This is a genomic window from Arthrobacter agilis, assembly GCF_002953615.1.
Taxonomy (GTDB): Bacteria; Actinomycetota; Actinomycetes; order Actinomycetales; family Micrococcaceae; genus Arthrobacter_D; species Arthrobacter_D agilis_B.
Map to the genome: position 1 here is coordinate 2,899,925 of NZ_CP024915.1, position 7,895 is coordinate 2,907,819.

Annotated in this window: 7 protein-coding genes; 3 read left to right on the forward strand and 4 right to left on the reverse strand. The window is 71.1% G+C overall.

Annotated features, from left to right (window positions below):
• The coding region (locus CVO76_RS14160) for an AMP-binding protein (RefSeq protein ID WP_208739793.1) at positions 1–355 on the reverse strand (355 nt) is incomplete at its 3' end.
• Between the two features lie 135 nt (positions 356–490).
• On the opposite strand from CVO76_RS14160, the gene CVO76_RS14165 reads away from it, so the two are divergent.
• On the forward strand, positions 491–1,579 hold the full coding sequence (locus CVO76_RS14165) for an ROK family glucokinase (RefSeq protein ID WP_133081645.1): 1,089 nt from the start codon (positions 491–493) through the stop codon (positions 1,577–1,579).
• 12 nt (positions 1,580–1,591) lie between these two features.
• Here the strand turns inward: CVO76_RS14165 and CVO76_RS14170 are convergent, their stop codons facing one another.
• Positions 1,592–2,131: a hypothetical protein gene (locus CVO76_RS14170; RefSeq protein WP_208739795.1), complete on the reverse strand. Its 540-nt coding sequence runs from the start codon at positions 2,129–2,131 to the stop codon at positions 1,592–1,594.
• A gap of 323 nt (positions 2,132–2,454) precedes the next feature.
• Between CVO76_RS14170 and CVO76_RS14175 the strand changes: the two genes are divergently transcribed.
• Both CVO76_RS14175 and CVO76_RS14180 read left to right on the forward strand, forming a co-directional pair.
• A complete protein-coding gene (locus CVO76_RS14175) occupies positions 2,455–3,315 on the forward strand; it encodes a lysophospholipid acyltransferase family protein (RefSeq protein WP_208739797.1) in 861 nt (286 codons plus the stop codon).
• Positions 3,316–3,414: 99 nt separating this feature from the next.
• Positions 3,415–4,797: a class II 3-deoxy-7-phosphoheptulonate synthase gene (locus CVO76_RS14180; protein ID WP_133081648.1), complete on the forward strand. Its 1,383-nt coding sequence runs from the start codon at positions 3,415–3,417 to the stop codon at positions 4,795–4,797.
• Between the two features lie 84 nt (positions 4,798–4,881).
• Here the strand turns inward: CVO76_RS14180 and CVO76_RS14185 are convergent, their stop codons facing one another.
• Both CVO76_RS14185 and CVO76_RS14190 read right to left on the reverse strand, forming a co-directional pair.
• Positions 4,882–7,191: a Stk1 family PASTA domain-containing Ser/Thr kinase gene (locus CVO76_RS14185; RefSeq protein ID WP_208739798.1), complete on the reverse strand. Its 2,310-nt coding sequence runs from the start codon at positions 7,189–7,191 to the stop codon at positions 4,882–4,884.
• 81 nt (positions 7,192–7,272) lie between these two features.
• A partial coding sequence (locus tag CVO76_RS14190; RefSeq protein WP_208739799.1) for a lytic transglycosylase domain-containing protein occupies positions 7,273–7,895 on the reverse strand: 623 nt, incomplete at its 5' end.

Here is a 7,895-nt window from a genome sequence, read left to right on the forward strand (position 1 = left end):
CGCCGGAGTCGCTGAGGATCCAGGCGACCTGCGCGGGGGAGGAGGTCTCGTAGACCGGGACGGAGACGGCGCCGGCGAACCAGATGGCGAAGTCCGCCAGCGACCACTCGTACCGGGTGCGGGCCATGATGGCCACACGGTCACCGGGCTGCACGCCCGAGGCGATGAGGCCCTTCGCGACGTCCTCCACCTGGCGGCGGAACTCCGTGGCCCGGATGTCCGTCCACTCGCCCGAGGCCCCCTTGACGGCGAACAGCGCCGGGTTCGACGGCTTGGCCGCCTGCCGGATCACGAGGTCCGCCGTGTTGCTCTGGCGGGGGACGTCCACGAGGACGGGAACGCTGATGTCACGCACGATAGCTCCTTCGATATCACCTTGACCGCGGGGTCGCTTCAGCCTATAGGTTCACCTCCCCAGATTACGGTCCAGTAATGTACGAATCGATAACGGTGGCGTGTCCGCGCGCCCCCACGACTCCGGAGGGACCGCATGCCGATTCTGCCCGAGACGTCCGGCCCCCGCGGCCGGCGCCCGCGCACCGAGTCCGGTCCCGGCTGGCGAGGCAACGGTCCGCTGACCGCGAGGGCCGCCCGGAGCACCTTCCCCAATCCGGCGCGTCGCGGACTCGCGGTCGGCGTCGACATCGGCGGCACGAAGGTGGCCGCGGGCGTGGTGGACGTCCACGGGCGGATCCTCGCCGAGGCGCGTCGCGCGACGCCGGGCCAGGACCCGCGCGCGGTGGAGTCGGTCATCACCGACCTCGTCCGTGAACTGTCACACGAGTACCGGATCCGCTCGATCGGCATCGGTGCCGCCGGCTGGATGGACCTCTCCAACAGCACCGTCCTGTTCAGTCCCCACCTCGCCTGGCGCAACGAGCCGCTGCGCCGGAACCTCGAGAAGCTGCTCCGGCGCCGGGTGACGGTCGTCAACGACGCCGACGCCGCAGCCTGGGCCGAGTGGCGTTTCGGTGCGGGCCGGGGTGAGTCGCGTCTGGTCTGCGTCACCCTGGGCACCGGTATCGGAGGGGCGATGATCCTGGGCGGCCGCGTCGAGCGCGGCCGGTACGGCGTCGCCGGTGAGTTCGGGCACCAGATCATCGTGCCGCAGGGTCACCGCTGCGAGTGCGGCAACCGTGGGTGCTGGGAGCAGTACGCGTCCGGCAACGCGCTGGGCCGCGAGGCCCGGGAACTCGCGGCCGCGAACTCCCCCGTGGCGCAGGCAATCATCGCCGCCGCTACCGGTGACGATGCGGCGATCACGGGCGCGCTCGTGACCCGCCTCGCGATGGAGGGTGACCCGGCGTCGCGTGAACTGGTCGACGACGTCGGGCAGTGGCTGGGCCTGGGGCTGGCGAACCTCGCGGCAGCCCTGGATCCGGGGACCTTCGTGATCGGCGGTGGTCTGAGCGCGGCGGGTGAACTCCTGCTGGACCCGGCGAGGCGCGCCTTCGGACGCAATCTGACCGGTCGCGGCTTCCGGCCCGCGGCCCGGATCGAGCGGGCGGCGCTCGGTCCGGAGGCCGGCCTCATCGGCGCCGCGGACCTCTCACGGCTGCTCTCGCGCAGCGGAACCTGAACCGCGACGGCGCTACACCTCGGCGCCGTCGTCCCCCAGATCCCGGTGGGTGGGCAGCCTGCTGATGAGGTATCCCGCCCCGGCGAGGAACAGGGCCAGGACGCCGAGCGTGGCGGCGAGCGGTGCGTCCCGCCAGAACATGGCGAACAGGAGGAGCATGACGGGCCCGCCCGCCGCCCCGATCCAGGCCAGGACGGTCAGTGGATCGCCCGTGCCGAGCGGCGGCGGCTCCTCCGGGGTGAAGCCCTCGTCGTCCTCCGAGTCCGCCGGCGCGTCGTAGTCGCGCGGTCCCTCGGAGCGGAGCGGCTGGTTGCGGAAGATCGCGTCGGCGCGCTCCCTCGCCGTCGGAGCGGTCCCGGACTCGCCCAGGTCGGTCAGGCCGTCCGCCCCGTGGCCGTTCCGCTCCGCATCCGGCGTTCCGGCGGGCGACGCGCCGGAGCGGTGCTCCCCGCCGGGGCCGGCGTCCGTGGCTGTCCCTTCGAGCCGCGCCACGAGGTCCTGCCAGACGGCGTCATCGGTGGATTCGTTCGGTTCCTGACCTCGGGGGCCCATATCTCGGTACCTGCTGTCGCGTGCTGCGGCCCGGCGTCGGATGTGATCCGCCCGGCGTTCTGGGATTCAGAGGGCGTGCTGGTTCAATCGTGGACATCGCGCGGCGCTACGTCAACCGCCTGCCGGCGTTCCGGAGTCCTTGCGGGCACCGGGTGCACCGCACGGCAGGACGGCGGCGAACCCCTCCGGGCCGGACAGGACAGGACGCGGCGGGGAGGCCCGCACGTCGTCCAGGGGCCGCACGCCCTTAGAGTAGGCTTCCACAGGAGAAAAGCGGGCGGCACGCACAGTGCCGGACCGTCCATGCAGGGAGGACGAGCAGCGTGTTCTATTGGGTGATGAAGCGGATCATCGTCGGTCCGATCCTCAACCTCCTCTTCCGCCCCTGGGTCAAGGGCCTCGACAACATCCCCTCGTCGGGCCCGGCGGTGATCGTCAGCAACCACCTGTCCTTCTCCGACTCGATCTTCCTGCCGATCGTCGTCCCGCGCCCGGTCGTGTTCCTCGCCAAGTCGGAGTACTTCACCGGGAAGGGCCTGAAGGGCAGGCTGACCGCCCTCTTCTTCCGGCTGTCGAACCAGCTGCCGATGGACCGTTCGGGCGGTGCGGCGTCGTCGTCCTCCCTGACGGCCGGCATGGACATCCTGAACGACGGCGGCATCCTCGGGATCTACCCCGAGGGCACCCGCAGCCCTGACGGGCGCCTGTACCGGGGGAAGACGGGAGTCGCGAAGCTGGTCCTGGCGACCGGCGTACCGGTGATCCCGGTGGCGATGATCGGGACGGACAAGGTGCAGCCCATCGGCCGCCGCATCCCCAACATCCGGCGCGTGGGCATCATCATCGGCGAGCCGCTCGACTTCACGCGCTACGAGGGACTCGAGGACGACCGCTTCGTCCAGCGCTCGGTCACCGACGAGATCATGTACGAGCTGATGCGGCTGTCCGGGCAGGAGTACGTCGACGCCTACGCGAGCACGGTCAAGGAGCGCCTGGCAGCGGAGAAGGCCGCCGGCCGCAAGACGCCCAAGCCGGGAGCGGACAGCCGTCGTGCCGCCGTGCGGATCTCCCAGGACGCGAGCGGACCGGCGCCGGGAACCGTCACCGAGGTCGGCCGCGCACCGTCCGCCGACGCGGCCGCCCGGGCCGACGACGGAAAGGACGCCGGCCCCGAGGCCGGCTAGGGCGACTCCGTCCCGTCCCGCCCGGACTGTGTGACATCCCGCGAAGCCGCCGTGACAGGCCGAATCGGGTGCTGGACGTCCAGCCCGTAGAATTTCCCTGTGACTGATTCACTAGCTCCCGTCCTTCCCCGCACCGCGGCACCTGCCCTGTCCACCACCGCCGGCCTCGATGCCTGGCGTTCGTTGACCGCGGCCCAGCAGCCCTCGTGGCAGGACCCCGGAGTCTATTCGGCGTCGGTCAAGGAACTCTCGAGCCTTCCGCCGCTCGTCTTCGCCGGAGAGGTGGACGTGCTGCGTGAGCGGCTGGCGGCCGCGGCGCAGGGGAAGGCATTCCTCCTGCAGGGCGGAGACTGTGCGGAGACCTTCGACGGCGCGACGGCGGACAAGATCAGCGCCCGCGTCCGCACGATCCTCCAGATGGCCGTCGTCCTCACCTACGGCGCGTCCCTGCCGGTCATCAAGATGGGCCGGATGGCAGGCCAGTTCGCCAAGCCCCGCTCGTCCAACGACGAGACGCGCGACGGCGTCACCCTTCCCGCCTACCGGGGCGACATGGTCAACGGGTACGACTTCACGCCCGAGACCCGCGGGCACGACGCCTCGCGGATGGTGAAGGCCTACCACACCTCGGCCTCCACACTGAACCTCATCCGTGCGTTCACGCAGGGCGGCTTCGCCGATCTGCGTCTGGTCCACCACTGGAACAAGGGCTTCACCGCGAACCCTGCCCACTCCCGCTACGAGTCGCTCGCACGGGAGATCGACCGGGCCGTGCGTTTCATGGACGCGTGCGGTGCGGACTTCGAGGCACTGAAGCGGGTCGAGTTCTTCGCCAGCCACGAAGCACTGCTGCTCGACTACGAGCGGGCCCTGACACGGATCGACTCGCGGACGTCGCTGCCGTACGACACGTCGGCGCACTTCCTGTGGATCGGGGAGCGGACACGGGAGATCGACGGCGCCCACGTGGACTTCCTGTCCCGCGTGCGGAACCCGATCGGCGTCAAGCTCGGGCCCTCGACATCGGGCGACGACGCCCTCGCGCTCATCGACAAGCTCGACCCGAACCGCGAACCGGGCAGGCTCACCTTCATCACCCGCATGGGTGCGCAGAACATCCGCGAGAAGCTCCCCGCGCTCGTGGAGCGCGTGACGGCCTCGGGAGCGCAGGTCCTCTGGGTCACGGACCCGATGCACGGCAACACCGTCACGTCGCCCAACGGGTACAAGACGCGCAACTTCGACGACGTCATCGACGAGGTGCGTGGCTTCTTCGAGGTCCACAACGCCCTGGGGACCTTCCCCGGCGGCCTCCACGTGGAGATGACGGGCGACGACGTCGCCGAGTGCCTCGGCGGGGCGGACCCGATCGATCAGGATGCGTTCATCGAGCGCTACGAGTCGGTCTGCGACCCGCGCCTCAACCACATGCAGTCGCTCGAGATGGCGTTCCTCGTCGCGGGGGCGCTCTCCAAGAGCTGACCGCGCGTCGACGGGGAACCAGGAGGCGGCCACGTCCGGTGGCCGCCTCCTTCGTGTTCCGACGACGAGCCGAAGGGTCCCGCCCTACGTGACGGTGATGCGGATCGTGGTCCCCTCGGGCTGCTCGCCCGTCGGGCTCTGCCCGGCGACGAGGCCGAGGACTGCGGCGCCGAAGGTGTAGTCCACCTGCACGGTGAACCCGGCGTCCTCCAAGGCTGCGACGGCGCGTTCCTCCGTCAGCGAGAAGACACTGGGGACCCGCACCATGCGCGGGCCCCGGGACAGCGTCAGGGCGACGGCCGTACCCCGCTGCACCTCTGTGCCGGCCGGGCTCTGTGCCAGCACCGCCCCGGCGGGCACGGTGCGGCTGTACTCCGGCGTGTCGCTCACGGTCGCCTCGAGTCCGGCCTGCTCCAGCGCGGCGATCGCCTCCTGCTCGGTGAGGCCCGTGACGTCCGGGACCGCGATGGGCGCGGGACCCAGGGAGACGACCAGGTCGACCGGAGCGTTCCGGCGGCGCTCGGCTCCCTCCTCCGGGCTCTGGCGGAGCACCAGTCCTGCCGGCACGGTGTCGTCGTACTCCTCGTCGAGTGCTCCGACCGCCAGGCCTGCCGCCCCGATCCCGGCGGCGGCGTCGACACCGGTCCTGCCGACGAGGTCGGGCACGCGGAACAGTTCGGGGCCTTTCGACACGATGAGTTCCACCCTCTCGAAGCGCCGCACCGGGGACGACGCCGTGGGGTCGGTGGCGATGACCAGGCCCGCCAGCACGGACTCGGAGAAGACCTCGTCGGTGGTCAGGGAGGCGAAGCCCTCCTCCTTCAGCGCGGCGCGTGCCTCCGCGAGCGGGACGTCGGCGACATCGGGAAGCGAGACCAGGCCCGCCGGTCCCGAGCCGAACAACCAGCCGGCCCCGGCGACGAGTCCGGCGAGCAGGACCAGCAGCACCACGAACACCCGCACGGAGCGTCGCGCGGTTCGCCCGAGCAGGGCTTTCTGCGGCCGTTGCGCCTGCCGCGCCTGCTGCCGTCGGGTGAGGGCACGAGCCGTGCTCCCGGCAGGCCGGCCGTCGGGGCCCCCGGTACCGCGCACGGCGGCGCGGGCATCGTGCTCCGACCCGGCCGGGCCGGAGAGGCCGTGGCCCGGCAGGGTGGCCTCGGCGTCGACTCCCGGTCGTATCACCTGTGTCATGTCCGTCGCCGGCCGGACCAGCGGTGCACCGCCGGGCGCCCCTGCCGCGGACGCCGTACCGGGAGACGGCGGGGACGACGGCGGGCGTCCCGGCATCGCCCCGAGCACGCGGGTGGCGTTGCGGTCCGGCTCGATGACGCTCGTGCGGTTGTCCTCGCGTCCCCGGGCGGGCAGTACTCCGGTCCACCCGGCGGTGTCGTCCCGCTCGTCCGCGCCCGCAAGCGCGGACCACGACAGGGCCTCGGTCCGTGCGTCTCCGGACGGGAGCCGGGGGATGACGGCAGCCGTCAGCTGGTCCTGTCCCGGATCCGGTGCGGGCGCGTCCGGGGACGCGAAGTCCAGTTCCCCGTCGCTGAGGGTCGCCCGGATGTGCCGGAGTTCGCCGAGGAGGGCGGAACCGTCCACGGGCCGGTCCTCCGGGTCGCGCGACGTGCACCACTGGACGAGCTCGTCGATGTCCGCGGCCAGTCCGGGAAGGAGGAGTGACGGTGCGGGCACGTCGGACTGGGCGTGCTGGATCGCCACCTGGATGGGCGTCTCGCCCGTGAAGGGCTGCCGGCCCGTCAGGAGTTCGAAGAGCATGATGCCCGTCGAGTAGATGTCGCTCTGCGCTTCCGCAGGTCTGCCGAGGACAAGCTCGGGGGACAGGTACGCGGCCGTGCCGACGAGGGTCGCGGTGCCGGTGGTGGCCGAGACCGCACGGGCGAGGCCGAAATCGGCGATCTTCACCTGTCCCGCGTCGGAGAGGAGTACGTTCTCCGGCTTCACGTCGCGATGGATCAGGCCGGCCTCATGAGCCGCCGCCAGTCCTTCGACGACGGCGTCCAGCAGCTGCAGCGCCTCCCGCGGGGGCAGTCGCCCGCGGTCCCGCAGGACGTCCCGCAGGGTCCTTCCGGGAACGAACTCCATGACGAGGTATGCGACGGGTTGCCCGCCCGCGTCGTCGACGCCCTGGTCGAGGACGCCCACCACGTGGGGGTGCGACAGGCGGGCGGCCGATTTCGCTTCCTGCTCGAACCGGTCGATGAAGCCGGGTTCCTCGGCGAGGTGCGGGTACAGCACCTTGAGCGCCACGCGGCGGTCGAGCCGGCGGTCGGTGGCCAGGTAGACGGTGGACATGCCGCCACGGGCCAGCCGCGAATGGACGATGTAGCGTCCGTCGACAGTCGTGCCCTCGAGCGGGTCCTTCCGATGCTGGTGCACCCTCCGATCCTAGACGGGTGCAGCCGGAGGGGACGGGACCACCACGCGATCCCGCCCCCTCCCGCCGGCCTGCCGGAAGGCCTACCGGAAGTTCTTCTGGTGTGCCTTGATGGCGGCGACGTAGTGCTTCGTGTCCTCGAACATACCCCTGGTCTGCACCGAGTACTGGCCCTGGTAGTAGGACGCGATGGCGATGTCCAGTGACGGGCTGGTGCGTACGAGGGACCGGATGATCGCGATGCCTGCCGTCGCGTTGTCGTACGGATCCATGAGGTTGAGCTTGCGGCCCACGAGCTCGCTCGCCCACTGCCCGGAGGAGGGGATGACCTGCATGGTGCCGATGGCGTTGGCAGGGGAGACCGAGCGCTGGTTGAAGCTGGATTCCTGGAAGGCGAAGGCCAGGGCGAGGCTCGGGTCCACGCCCATGGAGCGGGCGGTGTCCGCGACGATCTGCTTCATCTCGGCCGGTGACGGCGCCGGCAGGGAGTTGAGCAGCGCCTTGTTGGCGTTCGCGTCGGCGACGACCCTGTCGGGGTACTGGTAGCCGAGGAAGGTCGACGGCACGAGTCCCCCGGGAGCGGGCGCGGGAGCAGGAGCGGGTGCGGCACCCTTGACCGGGATCGTGAGCTTCTGCCCGGGGTAGATGATCGTGGAGGTCGTCATCCTGTTGGCGGTGAGGAGGTTGTTCAACGCCACGCCGTGGC